Consider the following 15,714-nt stretch of genomic DNA (forward strand, 5'->3'; position numbering starts at 1 on the left):
CGTGACGCCGTTCTTCCGGCCGAGGGGCGCGAGCCCATCTGGTGACCGAGATCAGCAGGGTACGGAGTTCGATGTCCTGACATTGCGCGTTTGCTGCACGTTTGGGCGTCACCAGAGGTCGCGGTCGGGGGAGGCGGTTTGGGCGAGTTTGATCATCAGGCGGGTGAGTTCGGCCTGTTCGGCCTCTGACAGGGCGGCGACGAGGCGGGCCTCTTCGGCTTTGGCGAGGGGAACGATCAGCTTGTAGACCTCGGCGCCGGCGGGGGTGAGGTAGAGGTTGGCGCGGCGGGCGTCATCTTCGGAGGGGCGGCGTTCGAGATAGCCCATCTCGATCAGGCCGGCGACGGCGCGGCTGACGGCGACCTTGTCCATCTGGGTGCGCTGGCCGATCTCGGTGGCGGAGATGCCGGGCGTGTCGGCGGTGACCGCCATGACGCGCCATTGCCAGATGGAGAGGCCGAATTCGCGGTCGTAAAGCTCCGCAATCCGCTGGGAGATGGCGTTGGAGAGCACCGACAGCCGGAAGGGTAGGAAGGTGGAGAGGCGGAGTGGGGGAACTTCGGACATCGGAAACCCTGTTTGATCCATCACTTGCGGCGCGGGGTGATATTAGTTACATATGAAACTATATATTCCACACGCGCAATATGGAGCCTTTTGCCATGGCTGATCTGTTCGACAATCCCGCAGGTCTCGATGGATTCGAGTTCATCGAGTTTTCCGCCCCCAAGAAAGGTATTCTGGAGCCGGTATTCGAGACGATGGGGTTCACGAAGATCGCCCGGCACCGCTCCAAGGACGTGGAGCTGTGGCGCCAGGGCGGGATCAACCTGATCACCAATTATGAGCCCAGATCCGCCGCCTGGTATTTCGCGCGCGAGCATGGCCCGTCGGCCTGCGGTATGGGCTTCCGCGTGCGGGATGCCCGGAAGGCTTATGATCACCTTCTGGCACAGGGGGCAGAGCCCGTGCAGGTCGAAACGGGCCCGATGGAGCTGCACATTCCCGGCATCCGCGGCATCGGCAATTCGATCATCTACCTGATCGACCGGTATGACACCGGGGCGAACGAACTCTCCATCTATGACATCGACTTTGAATACCTGCCGGGCGTGGACAAGCGCCCCGTTGGCGCGGGCTTCAAGCTGATCGATCACCTGACGCACAATGTGTATGGCGGGCGGATGAAGTATTGGGCGGACTTCTATGAGAAGCTCTTCAACTTCCAGGAAATCCGCTATTTCGACATCAAGGGCGAATATACCGGCCTCACTTCCAAGGCGCTGACGGCGCCGGACGGGAAGATCCGTATACCGCTCAATGAAGAGGGCAAGGGCGGCGGCGGCCAGATCGAGGAATTCCTGCGGGAGTTCAATGGCGAAGGCATCCAGCATATCGCGCTGATCTGTGACGATCTTTATGGATGCTATGACAAGCTGAAAACGATGGGCGTGCCCTTCATGACGGCGCCGCCGGCGGCCTATTACGAAATGCTCGATGGCCGCCTGCCGGGGCATGGCGAGGACGTAAAGGGGCTGCAATCGCGCGGTCTTCTTCTGGACGGGACGACCGAGGGCGGCAGCCCGCGCCTCCTGCTGCAGATCTTTGCGCAGGCGCAGGTTGGCCCGGTGTTCTTCGAATTCATCCAGCGCAAGGGCGACTATAAGGACGGCTTTGGCGAGGGGAACTTCAAGGCGTTGTTTGAATCGATGGAGCGCGACCAGATACAGCGCGGTGTCCTGAAGACGGAAGAAAAAGTATAATCCAGCCCTGAGCGCTCACCCTGAGCGAAGTCGAAGGGCGAGCGCGGGCTCACCAGTGTTCCGCCTGGCGGCCCACCCTTCGACTTCGCTCAGGGTGAGCCTCCGGGAGGACGGAGAAAGAAGATGACCACACCTAAACTTCGCGGCGTTCATCATGTCGCCTATCGCTGTAAGGATGCGAAGGAGACGGTGGAGTTTTACAGGAAGACGCTGGGCATGGATTTCCAGCTCGCCATCGCGGAAGACCATGTGCCCTCCACCGGGGCATATGATCCGTACATGCACATTTTCCTCGATGCGGGGAATGGCAATGTGCTTGCCTTTTTCGAGCTGCCCGAGCAGCCCGAAATGGGGCGAGACGAGAACACGCCGGTCTGGGTGCAGCATATTGCGCTGCGGCTGGGCAGCCTTGAGGAGTTGCATGCGGCCAAGGCGCACCTTGAGTCGCTGGGCATCGATGTTCTGGGGCCGACGCATCATGGTATCTTCAAGTCGATCTATTTCTTTGATCCCAACGGGCACCGGCTGGAGCTGGCCGCCGACATCGGCACGCCGGAGCAGATGGCGCAGTTGAAATCGGTCGCCGAGCCGATGATCAAGGAGTGGAGCCAAACGAAGAAGGCGCCGAGGCATGCGGCCTGGCTGCATGAGAAGATCGCGGAAGAGACGAAGTAGGGCGCGCTTCCCCCCTGAGGGGCGCTCCGCTTCCCCGCTTGCAAAGATTTGAGAGGGCGCGCACCCTCACTCCCAACCCCCTCTCCCAGGGGAGAGGGGGGCTTAGAAGATTTGAGAGGAAACATTCCAGATGAAACTTGCCACATTGAAAAACGGCACCCGGGATGGGCGCCTTGTTGTTGTTTCCAGGGATTTGACGCGGGCGACGGACGCGGCGCGGATTGCGCCCACCCTGCAGGCCGCGCTGGACAAGTGGGAGATCTATGCGCCGCAGCTGGCCATGCTGGCCGAGCAGGTGGAGCTGGGCTCTGTGCCGACGTTCCGCTTCCATGAACATGACGCGATGAGCCCGCTGCCGCGCGCCTATCAGTGGGCGGACGGCTCTGCCTATATCAACCATGTCGAACTCGTCCGCGCGGCGCGGGGTGACAAGGTGCCCGAGAGTTTCTATTCCGATCCGCTGATGTATCAGGGCGGCTCCGATGGCTTCCTCGGCCCGCGCGACGCTATTCCTCTCAAAGACGTAGCCTGGGGCTGCGATATGGAAGGGGAGATCGCCGTCATCACCGATGATGTGCCCATGGGCGTCAGCGAGGCAGACGCGGCCAAACTCATCCGCCTCGTGATGATCTGTAATGATGTCTCCCTGCGCGGCCTCATCCCGGGTGAACTCGCCAAGGGCTTCGGCTTCTTCCAGGCAAAGCCCGCCAGCGCCTTTTCTCCCGTCGCTGTCACGCCCGATGAGCTGGGCGATGCTTGGAGGGATGGCCTCGTCCATCTCCCCCTGCGGGTGGACCTGAACGGCAAGCCCTTCGGCCGGGCGAATGCGGGTGTGGACGCCACGTTCAGCCTGCCGCGCCTTGTCGCCCATGCCGCGAAAACCCGCGCGCTGGTTGCCGGCTCGATCATCGGGTCGGGCACGGTATCGAACAAGGGCGCCGACGGCGGGGCGGGGAGGCCCGTGGCAGAGGGCGGGCTGGGCTATTCCTGCATCGCGGAAATCCGCATGATCGAGACCATCGCGGACGGAGCGGCGAAAACGCCGTTTATGAAGCCGGGAGACACCGTGCGTATCGAGATGTGCGACACGAGCGGGCATTCGATCTTCGGGGCGATCGAGCAGACGGTTGAAGCGGTCTGATCCGTTTTTCAACAGGTGTTGAAATTTGGCGCGGCCTGAGGCATTCAGGGCGCCGGAAATCATGATAGGGTTTGGCAGCGCCGGGGCATTCCCCCGCGCGGGCAGGCACAAGGGAGTGACGGGCCGGATGGCAAACAAGGTTTACAATTCGGCAGCCGAGGCCCTGGACGGCCTGCTGCATGACGGGATGCTGATCGCGGCGGGCGGCTTTGGCCTCTGCGGGATTCCCGAGCTTTGCATCGCGGCGATCCGCGACAGCGGCGTGAAGAACCTGACCGTCGCCTCCAACAATGCCGGCGTCGATGGCTTTGGCCTTGGCGTGCTGCTGGAGAGCCGGCAGGTGAAGAAGATGATGAGCTCATATGTGGGCGAGAATGCCGAGTTCATGCGGCAGTATCTTTCCGGCGAGCTGGAGCTGGAGTTCAACCCGCAGGGGACGCTTGCCGAGCGGATGCGGGCAGGGGGCGCGGGCATTCCGGGCTTCTACACCAAGACTGGCGTGGGCACCGTGATTGCCGAGGGCAAGGAACACAAGGAGTTCGGCGGGCAGACCTACATCCTCGAAGAGGGGATCTTCGCTGACCTTGCGATCGTGAAAGCCTGGAAGGCGGACACAACGGGCAACGCGATCTTCCGCAAGACGGCACGCAACTTCAACCTGCCGGCCGCGACCTGCGGGAAGGTGTGCGTGATGGAAGTGGAGGAGATCGTGGAGCCGGGGCAGCTTGATGCCGACGCGATCCACCTGCCGGGCATCTATGTGCACCGGCTGGTCCAGGGTAAACACGAGAAGCGGATTGAGCAGCGCACTGTGCGCAAGCGGGAGGCAAGCTGATGCCCTGGACACGCGATGATATGGCGGCGCGGGCCGCGCGGGAGCTGAAGGACGGGATGTATGTGAACCTCGGCATCGGGATTCCGACGCTGGTGGCGAACCATATTCCGGCTGGCGTGAATGTGACGCTTCAGTCCGAGAACGGCATGCTGGGCATGGGGCCGTTTCCCTTCGAGGGCGAGGAAGACCCCGACCTGATCAATGCCGGCAAGCAGACGATTACCGAACTGCCCCAGACCGCCTATTTCGACAGTGCGACCTCATTCGCGATGATCCGTGGCGGGAAGATTGCCATGGCAATCCTCGGCGCGATGGAAGTGGCGGAGAATGGCGATCTGGCCAACTGGATGATCCCTGGCAAGCTGGTCAAGGGCATGGGCGGGGCGATGGACCTGGTGGCGGGCGTTGGCCGCGTGGTGGTCGTGATGGACCACGCCAACAAAGCCGGCGAGAGCAAGGTGCTGAAAGAATGCACCCTGCCGCTGACGGGCAAGGCAGTCGTCGACCGGATCATCACCGATCTCTGCGTTATGGATGTGGTGCCGGGCGGGCTGAAGCTGCTCGAACTGGCGCCGGGCGTGACGGAAGAGGAAGTTCGGGCGAAGACCGAGGCGACGCTGGTTTAATCGCTCGCGGCTGCTCGCAGGCTGAAGCCTGCGGCCGTCTTACTTTAGCTGTCCGTGTTAAAAAGAAGGCCGCCCGCGGGCGGCCTTTTGCTATTTGCCGCGATGGCCCCGCATCAGGCCGGCGAAGCGGTCGAACAGGTAGAAGCTGTCTTGCGGGCCTGGCGAAGCTTCGGGGTGGTGCTGGACCGAGATAATCGGCTTGCCGGTAACCGAGAGACCCGAATTGGTACCGTCGAAGAGGGAGCGGTGGCTTTCCTCGACGCCAGCGGGCAGGGTCTCGGGGTCAACGGTGAAGCCGTGGTTCATCGAGACGATCTCGACCTTGCCGGTGGTGAGATCCTTCACGGGATGGTTTGCGCCGTGATGGCCCTGCGCCATTTTCTTGGTCTTCGCGCCGAGCGCCAGGCCGAGCAGCTGGTGACCCAGGCAGATGCCGAGGATCGGCAGGCCGGAAGCGACGATGGCTCTGATCATCGTGCCGGAGCGCTCATAGGTCGCGGCCGGGTCGCCGGGGCCGTTGGAGAAAACGACGCCATCGGGTTTCAGGGCGAGCATGTCTTCGGCAGTCGCGTCGCCATTGACGACCGTTGCGCGGGCGCCGGCATTGGCAAGGTTGCGCAGGATGTTCTTCTTCACGCCGAAATCGACCACGACGACATGGAACTCGGCATTGCTGAGCTTGTCGTGGCCGGTCTGCGGCTTCCAGAGGCCGTCGGTGTTTTCGTAGGCAGCGTCCTGGTCAACGACATCAGCAAGGTCTGCCCCGTCGAGGCCTTCCCAGCTTTTCGCCAGCTCCACGAGGGCGGCAAAGTCGATATTTCCATCTGGCTTGTGGCAGATGGCCGCCTTGGGCATGCCTTTTTCGCGGATGCGCTTGGTCAGCGCGCGCGTATCGACGCCGGAAAGGCCGATGATGCCGCGCTTTGCCAGCCAGCCGCCGAAATCATCGGTGGCGCGCCAGTTGGACGGCGCGGTGATCGGCTCGCGGAAGATGGCGCCGCGGGCCGCGTCGGCCGCAGCAGCGGTGGATTCTTCCTGATCGTCAGCATTTGCGCCGACATTTCCGATATGCGGGAAGGTGAAGAGGATGATCTGCGAGGCGTAGGAGGGGTCTGTCAGGATTTCCTGATACCCTGTAATCGCCGTGTTGAAGCACAGCTCCCCCACCTTGATACCCGTCGCCCCGGCCCCGAAACCCGCGAAAATCGTACCATCTTCAAGGGCCAAGGCACCGGTGGCTGAGTCCATATCTTGATTCCTGCTCATGGAAGATATACCTCTCGCCGCTGGCCTTGCTGGTTGACGCCGTTTTAACCGGTCTGGCTAAAACTCGGCCGCTTATTGGGGCTGACTCTCCGCACCGTCAAGCAAGGCGTTTGTCGCGGGGTGTAGAAAGGCATAGGACCGGCATGGGCCGTGAAGATATGACTGCCTGTATGGGACTCAAGTCCCGCATCCTTCAAGCACTCAAGGACGAATCTGCCCGGACGCAGAGCGAGATGCGGCTGAGTACGCTGCGCCTGGTGGAGTGCGCCATCCGGGACAGGGATGTCTGCGCGCGCGGGCGGGGCGAGGGCGAAGGCTGCCCGGACGCCGATGTGCAGCGCGTGCTGCTGACGATGGTGGCCCAGCGCGAGGAAGCCGCCAGCGAGCATGAAGAGGAAGGCCGCATCGCCGATGCTATCCGCGAACGCGAGGAAGTCGAGATCATCAAGGCTTTCCTGCCCCAGCCGCTGTCGGGCAAGGCGCTGGATATTGCCGTGCGGCAGGTGGTTGAGGATCTGGGCGCGGCCAAGCTGAAGGACCTGGGCCGCTGCGTGACTGAGCTGAAATCGCGCTATCCGGGCCAGATCGAGGCGGCCAGCGCCGGTAAGGCCGTGCGCACCGCGCTCAGCAAGGGCTGAGCGGCCGGCGAGGGCGGCCTCGCCCCATTTCCGCCCTGAGTCTGAAAAGTCGGCAATGTGGGGGAACAACTCTTCGCAGGGTCCGTTGGTGGGACATCTACCCCCATCGAAAGGACAAACCCATGAAGACCCTTCTTGCTACTGCCAGTGCCTCTGTCCTGCTGCTTGGCGCAGCCGCTTGTTCGCCGGCTGAAGGCCCGGCCGCCACCAATGGCTACGAAACCCGCGGTCCGCAGGTTGTCGAGTATGACGACCAGACCATGGACACCGCCAGCGTAAATGAGCGCACCGATCTGGATTCGGTTCGCGCAGAATACCGCCTTGCTCAGGGCGAGATGGAAGCTTCCGACCTGATCGGCGCATCGGTGCGCAATGGTGCTGATGAAGAAATCGCGACGGTTGCCGATGTTTACCTCGGTGAAGATGGCGCTTCGCCTGTGATCCTGATCCGTGATGGCGGCGTTGCCGGCGTCGGCGGTGAGCTGCGCCAGATCGCTTTCAACACCGCGACCGTGACGGCGCCGGCCGATCAGGAGCCTGAAGTGCTGGTTCAGATTGCCGAAGAAACCATCGAAACGCTTCCCGCCTTCGAACAGGACGGCATGAATGACTACCGCCTGGCTTCGGAAATCATGGGCGCCACCACCCCGGTTTCCTTCCGCGAGGATGATGTCCGCATCACCGACCTCATCCTCACCAACTCCGGTGAACTGCGCTATGCCGTGATTTCGCCGAGCCTGGCCTCCACCGACCAGTTCGTGGTGCCGGCCAACGCCATCCGGGTTGCTGAAGGTGACGGCGAAGGCGATGTGATCCTGGACATCGATCAGAGCGAGTTCGACGAAGCGCCGATGTATCGCTGGGAGTAAGATACGTCCTGCCCCGTTGAACCAGGAGGGCCCTGCCGCAAGGCGGGGCCCTTTTCTTTTGGGTGTTGTATTTTGTGGGCGGATGCCAATCTCCGGTGCCCGGCGACGAACAAAGATGGTATTCTGGCCTTTATGTCATCTGCTCCCCCCATTCGCATTCCTGATGGCTTCGTCGAGGAGCTGAAGGCCCGCATCCGGCCTTCGGATGTGATCGGGCGCAAGGTGAAGCTGACGAAGAAGGGCAAGGAGTGGGTGGGGCTGTCCCCGTTCACCGCCGAGAAGACGCCAAGCTTCTATGTCAACGACCAGAAGCGCATCTTCAAATGCTTCTCCTCCGGCATGGGCGGGGATGTGATCAATTTCGTGATGGAGACCGAGCGGCTCTCCTTCATGGAAGCGGTGGAGAAGCTGGCTGAAGAGGCGGGGATGGCGCTGCCCAAGGCGAACCCGGCAGCGGCAGAGGAATATGACCACCGCAAGCGGCTGCAGGCGGCGTGCGAGGCGGCGGCGGAGTTTTTCGAGGAGCGGCTGCGTGCGCCTGAGGGCAGCGGCGCGCGCGCCTATCTGGAGGGCAGGGGACTCAGCGCTTCAAGCTGGAGCAAATACCGGCTGGGCTATGCCCCCGACGACTGGCGGCGGACACGGGCGCATCTGCACGAAAAGGGCTTTACAGACAGCGAGCTGCTGGAAGCGGGCATCATCAAGGAAAGCGACCGGGGCGGCGAGCCCTATGACATGTTCCGCGGGCGCCTGATGTTTCCCATTCCCGATGCGCGCGGCGGGATCATCGCCTTTGGCGGCCGTGCGCTGCAGCCCGATGCCAAGCCGAAATATCTCAATTCCGGCGACACCCCGCTCTTTCACAAATCGACCGTGCTCTATCGCTACAAGGCGGCGCGCGAGGCGCTTGGCCATGGCGAAGGCGGCGGGCTGATCGTGGCAGAGGGCTATATGGACGTTATCGCCCTCTGCGAGGCGGGGTTTGGCAATGCCGTTGCCCCGCTGGGCACGGCGCTGACCGAAGACCAGCTGCAACTGATCTGGCGGGCAGGGCCCGAGCCGGTGATGTGTTTTGATGGCGACCGGGCAGGCCTTGGCGCCGCCTATCGCGCGCTCGACCGGGCGTTGCCCTTTGCCGAGCCGGGGCGGTCTGTGTTCTTCGTGCTGCTGCCGGACGGGATGGACCCTGACGATCTGATCCGCGCGAAGGGGGCGGGGGCAATGGCCGAGCAGCTTGCCGCGCGCCTGCCGATGTCGGAACTCCTGTGGCGGCGCGAGCGGGATGCCGAGCCGCTCGATACGCCCGAGCGGCAGGCGGGGTTGGAGGCGCGGCTGATGGCGGCGTGCGGGCATATTCGCCATGCGGGGGTGAAAGCGGCCTATGAGCGGGATCTGAAATCGCGCCTGCGGGATTATCTCTGGCAGCTGCGCGAGGCCAAGCGCGCGGCGAATTACCAGAAACGCCCCGGAAAGCCGGGACTGCCCGGTTCGGCACAGATTCTCTCCGAAGGCGAGCCCGCCCAGGAAGTGCTCAAGCAGGGCGCGCGGGAGAAGATTGGCGGGCTGAGCCTGGTGCTTCGCGCCATCGATAATCCGGGCCTTCTGGCCATTGGGGCGGAGATGCTTGCCCAATGTGCATTCGCCGATGCGGATGTCGTTCGCCTGCGCGATGCAGTTCTTGACCTGGCAAATGACGGAATCCCCATTGACCGCGGGACAATCACCGCCCATCTAGCGAATTCTGGGAACATACGTGCTGCCGGCTTGCTCAAAGATTATCCCGTAACGCCTCAGATAGCGACCAATGGGTCCGAGGCTCGGGAATGGCTAATCGCTCTGGAGCAATATGTGGCGATGCGGCGTTCCAGCGACCAGGAGACGGGCTTTGGCACGGATAGTGCGAGCGCGGACCCTACACTGTCCCCGCAAGAATGGCGGAGGCAGCTACAAAAGGTTGCTGAACGACAGGCTCTAAAGGTCCGTATGAACGAGGCATCCAGTAAACGCAGCGATAGCTGAGCGGTAAGGCGAGAGGCACTGGCATGGCGGCCCTGCAGAGGCTGCCGGACCGGACGGGAGATAGCTGAGATATGGCGACAGCCACCAAGAAGAAAAAGAACACTGCCGGCGACGGCGAGGGCGAAGATGACAAGGACAACGAAAGTGGTCTGGTCGATTTTAACGCCACAGACGTCAAAAAGGTTCTGAAGCGCGCCCAGAAGCGCGGCTTCATCACCCATGACGAGATCAACCAGCTGCTGCCGGACTCTGACATGAGCTCTGACCAGATCGAGGACGTGATGTCCCAGATCTCGGAAATGGGCATAGCGGTCGTCGAGACCGAGGAAGAGGCCGAGGAGCAGGGCAAGGCGCTCACCAAGATCGAGGACAAGAAAGTCGTCGCCAAGAAGGGCAATGCCCGTGGCAGCGACCGGACCGACGACCCCGTGCGGATGTATTTGCGCGAGATGGGCGCGGTGGAGCTTCTCTCCCGTGAGGGCGAGATTGCGATTGCCAAGCGCATCGAGGCCGGCCGCGACGCCATGATCCGCGGCCTCTGCGAAAGCCCGCTGACCTTTGAGGCCATGATGGTGTGGCGCGATGAGCTCATGAATGAGCGCATCCTGCTGCGGGACCTGATTGACCTGGAAGCGACCTATGGCGCGGAAAATCCGCCGCCCGAGCCCAAGGTGATCGAGGAAAAGGCGCCCGAGCCGGTTCCCGCCAAGGGCAAGCGCCGCTCTGCCGAAGAGGTGGACGAGGTTGAGGCCGAGCGTCTGCGCCAGCAGCAGCAGGAAGAGGAAGAAGAAGACGACGCGGTTGCGATGTCGATGTCGGCGATGGAAGGGGAGTTGCGCGAAGGCGTGCTCGCCAAGCTCGACGAGATCGCCGAAGCCTTTAGCCGTTTCCGCAAGCTTCAGGACCGCCTGCTGACCCGCCGGATAGAAGGCAAGGACCTGACGCCCAAGGCGCAGCTCGAATATGACGAGCTGTCGCTGGCGATCGTGGAAAATCTCAAGACGATCCACATCAACAATGCCCGTATCGAAGCCCTCGTCGAACAGCTCTACGCCATCAACAAGAAGCTGATGGGCCTGGAAGGCAAGCTGATGCGTCTGGCCGATGCACACGGTGTTCCGCGTAAGGAGTTCCTGCAGAACTATATCGGCAGCGAGCTTGAGCCGGACTGGGCCGAGCGTGTGCGCGAGATTTCGGCGAAGTGGAAACGCCTCGTCGATGGCAAGGGCGAAGAAGTCCAGGAAGTGCGCGACGAGATTTCCGAAATCGCGCAGGAGATCGGTATTCCGATCGACGACTTCCGCCGCATCGTGCAGACCGTGCAGAAGGGCGAACGCGAGGCCCGCATCGCGAAGAAGGAGATGGTGGAAGCCAACCTCCGTCTCGTGATCTCGATTGCCAAGAAATATACCAATCGTGGCCTTCAGTTCCTGGATCTGATCCAGGAGGGCAATATCGGTCTGATGAAAGCGGTCGACAAGTTCGAATACCGGCGCGGCTACAAATTCTCGACCTATGCCACCTGGTGGATCCGTCAGGCCATTACCCGCTCCATTGCGGACCAGGCCCGGACAATCCGTATCCCGGTGCACATGATCGAGACGATCAACAAGATCATCCGCACCCAGCGCCAGATGCTGCACGAGATCGGCCGCGAGCCGACCCCGGAAGAACTGGCCGAAAAGCTGGGCCTGCCGCTGGAGAAGATCCGTAAGGTTCTGAAGATCGCGAAAGAGCCGATTTCGCTGGAGACCCCGATCGGGGACGACGAGGATTCAAACCTCGGCGACTTCATCGAGGACAAGATGGCGCTGCTTCCGGTGGACGCGGCCATCCAGTCGAACCTGCGCGAGACGACGACCCGCGTGCTCGCCTCGCTCACTCCGCGTGAGGAGCGTGTTCTGCGGATGCGCTTCGGCATCGGCATGAATACCGACCACACGCTGGAAGAAGTCGGCCAGCAGTTCAGCGTGACCCGCGAACGTATCCGCCAGATCGAGGCGAAGGCTTTGCGGAAGCTGAAGCATCCGAGCCGGTCGAGGAAGCTGCGAAGCTTCCTGGATACCTGATCTGAAATAAAAAGGGCGGCCCCACGGCCGCCCTTTTTGATTCCCGCCCTCTATCTTGTTTTTGGCAAAGTTTGCCATTAACTTGGCTGTACGTTAAGAGGAGCCCCGCCATGGCCACGATGAACATTTCTCTGCCTGATCAGATGAAAGCCTGGGTCGAGGCGCAATCTGCCGATGGCAAATACGCCAATTCCTCCGACTTGATCCGCGACCTCATCCGCCGCGAGCAGATCAAGCAGGAGAAGATCGCGGCGCTGAACGAGAGGATTGAGGAGGCGTATGCGAGCGGCTTCTCAGGCAAGTCCATTGACCAAGTGATGCAGGATGCCTGGAAAGCCGCCCAGTCTTGAACATCGATTTCTCCCGGGAGGCGGAGGCTGATATCGCGGCCATAAACCGTAATGGCATCCGTCTGTTTGGTGTGCAACAAGCTCAGAAGTATGCCACAGAAATGGCGGAAGCATTCCGTTTTATTGCCGAATATCCGCTCGCCAGCCCTGTCAGAAATGAGCTTGATCGTCCGGTCCGCGTTCGGCTATTTGGATCACATGTGATCCTTTATGAGATCAGGGAAGAAGTGGCGTTGATCCTGCGCATCCGCCATGGTCACGAAGATTGGTCTGCGGACTAGTAGGATAGCAGGAGAGCTCCATGCCCCATCCCATTCGTGCCGGTATTGGCGGGTGGAATTATGAGCCCTGGCGGGAGACATTCTATCCGCCGGAGGTGAAGAAGGCGGGAGAGCTCGCCTATGCGAGCAGGCAGGTAACGGCCATTGAGATCAATTCGACCTTTTATCGCGGCCAGAGCGAGGCGACATTTGCAAAGTGGGCGGAAGAAGTGCCCGAAGATTTCCGCTTCACCGTGAAGGCGCACCGGGCGACCACGATCCGCAAGACTGTGGAGGACATGCGCAGCTCGGTCGGCATGTTCATTGAGGGCGGTGTGACGGCGATGGGCGAGAAGCTCGGCGCGATCAACTGGCAGTTTCCCGAAACGCGCAAGTTTGACGGCGACTATTTCGGGGCTTTCTGTTCCTGCCTGCCGCCCGAGCATAAAGGCGTGCGCCTGCGCCATGCCATCGAGGTGCGCAATGACACCTTCCGGAATGAGGCGTTCACGGATCTTATGCGCCAGCATGGCTGCGCCGTGGTATTCGCCGATGATCCGGACTGGCCGATGCCGGACATCGAAACGGCAGACTTCGCCTATGCCCGCCTGCAGCAGACGCGCAGCGAGCTTGAGACCGGCTACCCGCCTGCCGAACTGGACGCCTGGGCGAAGACACTCAAGGGCTGGGCGAAGAAGCGCGAGGTATTCGCGTTCTTCATTGCCGGAGCCAAGGAGCGCAACCCGGCCGCGGCCAAGGCACTGATCGAGCGGGTGGGGCGGCCCGGATAGGGCCGCCCTCCGCAGGAAGAAGCTCAGCCCGCTGCGTTCAGGGCCTGGTCAAGGTCTGCGATCAGGTCTTCGGTGCCTTCGATGCCGATGGATAGCCGAACCACATCCGGGGCGGCGCCGGCGGCGACTTTCTGTTCATCCGTCAGCTGACGATGCGTGGTAGAGGCCGAGTGGATGACGAGGCTGCGCGCGTCGCCAAGGTTTGCCACATGGCTGAAGAGTTTCAGCGCCGCGACAAACTTCGTGCAGGCTTCGTAGCCGCCTTTCAGCTGAACCGTGAAGAGGGCGCCGGGGCCTTTGGGGGTGATGCGTTTGGCGCGCTCGCGATAAGGCGAGGAGGCAAGGCCCGGATAGGTGACGCTGGCAACGGCGGGGTGCTTTTCCAGCCATTCGGCGACCTTCTGGGCATTGGCGATATGCTTTTCCATCCGCAGCGAGAGGGTTTCGATGCCCATCAGAGTATAGTGGGCGCCCTGCGGGTTCATGGTCATGCCAAGATCGCGCAGGCCGATGGCGATGCCATGGAAGGTGAAGGCGGCCGGGCCGAAGGTCTCGTGGAATTTCAGGCCGTGATAGGCCGGCTCAGGCGCCGAGAGTGAGGGGAACTTGTCCGACGCTGACCAGTTGAACTTGCCCGAGTCGATGATCGCCCCGCCGGTGACCGTGCCATTGCCGGTCATGTATTTCGTCAGAGAGTGAACGACGAGTGTGGCGCCGTGTTCGATGGGGCGGCAGAGGTAGGGCGTGGCGGTGGTGTTGTCGACGATCAGCGGAATGCCGGCGTCGTCTGCGATTTTCGCCAGCGCGTCGAGGTCGCTGATATAGCCGCCGGGATTGGCGATGGTTTCGCAGAAGATGGCGCGGGTGTTTTCGTCAATCGCGCCTTTGACGGCATCGAGATTTTCCGTGTCGATGAGTTTTGCTGACCAGCCGAAGCGTTTGAAGGTTTGGGTGAACTGGGTGATCGTGCCGCCATAGAGGCGGGAGGAGGCGACGATATTCTTGCCCGGCCCCATCAGCGGAAAGAGAGCCATGATCTGGGCGGCATGGCCTGACGAGCAGCAGACCGCGCCCGCGCCGCCTTCCAGCGCTGCCAGGCGGCTCTGCAAGGCGCCGATGGTGGGGTTGGTGAGGCGGGAATAGATGTAGCCGACTTCCTGCAGGCCGAAGAGGGCAGCGGCATGATCGGCGTCGCGGAAGACATAGGCCGTGGTCTGATAGATCGGTACCTGACGCGCGCCGGTGGCGGGGTCTGGCGCTGTGCCGGCATGGATCTGGGCGGTGGCAAAGTCTTTATAGGTGCCGTCAGTCATCGGCGTACTCCCTTGATGGTTTCTCGTGGTTTTGTCTGATCCGTGAGAGGATCAGTTGAAGGTGTTGCAGGTGTTCGGATCGCCGCTGTCATAGCCCCGGCGCAGCCAGGTCATGCGTTGTTCGGCGGTGCCATGGGTGAAGTTTTCCGGCGTAACGCGGCCCTGCATGCGTTTCTGGATCATGTCGTCGCCGATGGCGTTGGCGGTTTTGAGGCCTTCTTCCAGGTCGCCGGGTTCGAGCGCGACGGCGCCGCCGGAGGCGCGGGCGGCATTGGCGGCCCAGAAGCCGGCATAGCAATCGGCCTGAAGTTCCAGGGCGATGGAATACTGGTTGGCCTCTTCCTGGCTGCGCGCCTGCTGCTGGGCCTGGCGCACCTGTTGGGAGGCGCCGGTGAGCGTCTGAACATGGTGGCCGAATTCATGCGCGATGACATAGGCGCGGGCAAACTCTGCGCCGGACGCGCCGAGCTGGGTTTCCATATCCTGCCAGAAAGAGAGGTCTAGATAGACCGTCTGATCGGCGGGGCAGTAGAAGGGACCCATGGCGGACTGGCCGAAGCCGCAGCCGGTACTCGTGCCCTGCTCATAGAGGACGACGCGGGGCGGGGTGTAGCCTTGCAGCGAGCCCTGCCAGACATCGTTGATATTGGCGCCGATGACATCGACGAACTGGCCGGCTTCATCGGCTGGCGTGCCTTCGACGCCGGCCTGCTGCGTGGCGGTGCCCTGCTGCGGGCTGGCCATTTCGGCGATCTGCTGGGGCTCCATCCCGAAGACGAAATAGCCGATCAGCGCGAGGATGATGATGCCGATGCCACCGCCGCCAACGGCGGCGCCGGGGCTCATGCCGCGCCGGTCTTCAATATTGCCGCCCCTGCGTCCGCCTTGCCATTTCATCGTTGATGTCTCCTCGCGGGACTAGCCCTCGGCCTGTTGCCGCATACCCTATAGCCAGGGGGGGCTTCACGCTAGCGCCGGTACAGCGGCCAGGCTTCAGCGCGGCGTATTTCTTTCCGCTTTGGTTCAGCCCGTTGCAACGAAATCGAGGGTTGCGCGCTTGATGAACTGAGCGCTGCCGGATCGGCGCTCATCCCGTTTC

16 protein-coding genes are annotated in these 15,714 nt (G+C 62.2%); 12 read left to right on the forward strand and 4 right to left on the reverse strand.

Going from position 1 to position 15,714, the window contains the following annotated elements:
- Positions 1 to 108: 108 nt before the first annotated feature.
- Positions 109 to 567: a MarR family winged helix-turn-helix transcriptional regulator gene (locus BBF93_RS01990; protein ID WP_035594102.1), complete on the reverse strand. Its 459-nt coding sequence runs from the start codon at positions 565 to 567 to the stop codon at positions 109 to 111.
- Positions 568 to 662: 95 nt separating this feature from the next.
- Between BBF93_RS01990 and hppD the strand changes: the two genes are divergently transcribed.
- The 5 genes from hppD (at position 663) to BBF93_RS02015 (ending at position 5,040) form a co-directional block, all read left to right on the forward strand.
- Positions 663 to 1,763 (forward strand): 4-hydroxyphenylpyruvate dioxygenase, encoded by a 1,101-nt coding sequence (gene hppD, locus BBF93_RS01995; protein ID WP_114106967.1) that lies wholly within the window; start codon positions 663 to 665, stop codon positions 1,761 to 1,763.
- A gap of 123 nt (positions 1,764 to 1,886) precedes the next feature.
- Positions 1,887 to 2,438, forward strand: a complete 552-nt coding sequence (locus BBF93_RS02000; RefSeq protein WP_114104813.1) for a VOC family protein — start codon at positions 1,887 to 1,889, stop codon at positions 2,436 to 2,438.
- A gap of 130 nt (positions 2,439 to 2,568) precedes the next feature.
- Positions 2,569 to 3,579, forward strand: coding sequence for a fumarylacetoacetate hydrolase family protein (locus BBF93_RS02005; RefSeq protein ID WP_035594108.1), 1,011 nt, complete (start codon positions 2,569 to 2,571; stop codon positions 3,577 to 3,579).
- 127 nt (positions 3,580 to 3,706) lie between these two features.
- Entirely contained in the window at positions 3,707 to 4,414 is a 708-nt protein-coding gene (locus BBF93_RS02010) for a CoA transferase subunit A (RefSeq protein ID WP_035594110.1), read from the forward strand.
- Positions 4,414 to 5,040 carry a CoA transferase subunit B gene (locus tag BBF93_RS02015; RefSeq protein WP_114104814.1) on the forward strand — a complete coding sequence of 209 codons (627 nt, stop codon included), beginning with the start codon at positions 4,414 to 4,416 and terminating at the stop codon, positions 5,038 to 5,040. The genes BBF93_RS02010 and BBF93_RS02015 overlap by 1 nt, the downstream gene beginning before the upstream one ends.
- Positions 5,041 to 5,130: 90 nt before the next feature.
- Here the strand turns inward: BBF93_RS02015 and carA are convergent, their stop codons facing one another.
- Positions 5,131 to 6,288 (reverse strand): glutamine-hydrolyzing carbamoyl-phosphate synthase small subunit, encoded by a 1,158-nt coding sequence (carA, locus tag BBF93_RS02020; RefSeq protein ID WP_114104815.1) that lies wholly within the window; start codon positions 6,286 to 6,288, stop codon positions 5,131 to 5,133.
- Between the two features lie 188 nt (positions 6,289 to 6,476).
- Here carA and BBF93_RS02025 point away from each other — a divergent pair, with 188 nt between their 5' ends.
- From BBF93_RS02025 to BBF93_RS02055, 7 genes are all read left to right on the forward strand, one after another.
- Complete coding sequence (locus BBF93_RS02025; RefSeq protein ID WP_035594278.1) at positions 6,477 to 6,944, forward strand: GatB/YqeY domain-containing protein; 468 nt, start codon at positions 6,477 to 6,479, stop codon at positions 6,942 to 6,944.
- Positions 6,945 to 7,066: 122 nt separating this feature from the next.
- Entirely contained in the window at positions 7,067 to 7,813 is a 747-nt protein-coding gene (locus tag BBF93_RS02030) for a PRC-barrel domain-containing protein (RefSeq protein WP_051612197.1), read from the forward strand.
- Between the two features lie 132 nt (positions 7,814 to 7,945).
- A complete protein-coding gene (dnaG, locus tag BBF93_RS02035) occupies positions 7,946 to 9,832 on the forward strand; it encodes a DNA primase (protein WP_114106968.1) in 1,887 nt (628 codons plus the stop codon).
- 71 nt (positions 9,833 to 9,903) lie between these two features.
- Positions 9,904 to 11,901, forward strand: coding sequence for an RNA polymerase sigma factor RpoD (rpoD, locus tag BBF93_RS02040; RefSeq protein ID WP_035594118.1), 1,998 nt, complete (start codon positions 9,904 to 9,906; stop codon positions 11,899 to 11,901).
- A gap of 110 nt (positions 11,902 to 12,011) precedes the next feature.
- Positions 12,012 to 12,251, forward strand: a complete 240-nt coding sequence (locus BBF93_RS02045) for a type II toxin-antitoxin system ParD family antitoxin (protein WP_035594120.1) — start codon at positions 12,012 to 12,014, stop codon at positions 12,249 to 12,251.
- The gene (locus BBF93_RS02050; protein ID WP_035594123.1) at positions 12,248 to 12,532 is read left to right on the forward strand and encodes a type II toxin-antitoxin system RelE/ParE family toxin; all 285 of its coding nucleotides are present in this window, start codon (positions 12,248 to 12,250) and stop codon (positions 12,530 to 12,532) included. The genes BBF93_RS02045 and BBF93_RS02050 overlap by 4 nt, the downstream gene beginning before the upstream one ends.
- A 20-nt stretch (positions 12,533 to 12,552) precedes the next feature.
- On the forward strand, positions 12,553 to 13,302 hold the full coding sequence (locus BBF93_RS02055; protein ID WP_114104816.1) for a DUF72 domain-containing protein: 750 nt from the start codon (positions 12,553 to 12,555) through the stop codon (positions 13,300 to 13,302).
- A gap of 23 nt (positions 13,303 to 13,325) precedes the next feature.
- On the opposite strand, the gene BBF93_RS02060 is transcribed toward BBF93_RS02055, so the two are convergent.
- On the reverse strand, positions 13,326 to 14,615 hold the full coding sequence (locus BBF93_RS02060; protein ID WP_114104817.1) for an O-acetylhomoserine aminocarboxypropyltransferase/cysteine synthase family protein: 1,290 nt from the start codon (positions 14,613 to 14,615) through the stop codon (positions 13,326 to 13,328).
- Positions 14,616 to 14,666: 51 nt separating this feature from the next.
- Positions 14,667 to 15,512 (reverse strand): neutral zinc metallopeptidase, encoded by an 846-nt coding sequence (locus BBF93_RS02065; RefSeq protein WP_114104818.1) that lies wholly within the window; start codon positions 15,510 to 15,512, stop codon positions 14,667 to 14,669.
- Positions 15,513 to 15,714 lie beyond the last annotated feature (202 nt).

Source organism: Hyphomonas sp. CACIAM 19H1 (genome assembly GCF_003325995.1).
Taxonomy (GTDB): Bacteria; Pseudomonadota; Alphaproteobacteria; order Caulobacterales; family Hyphomonadaceae; genus Hyphomonas; species Hyphomonas polymorpha.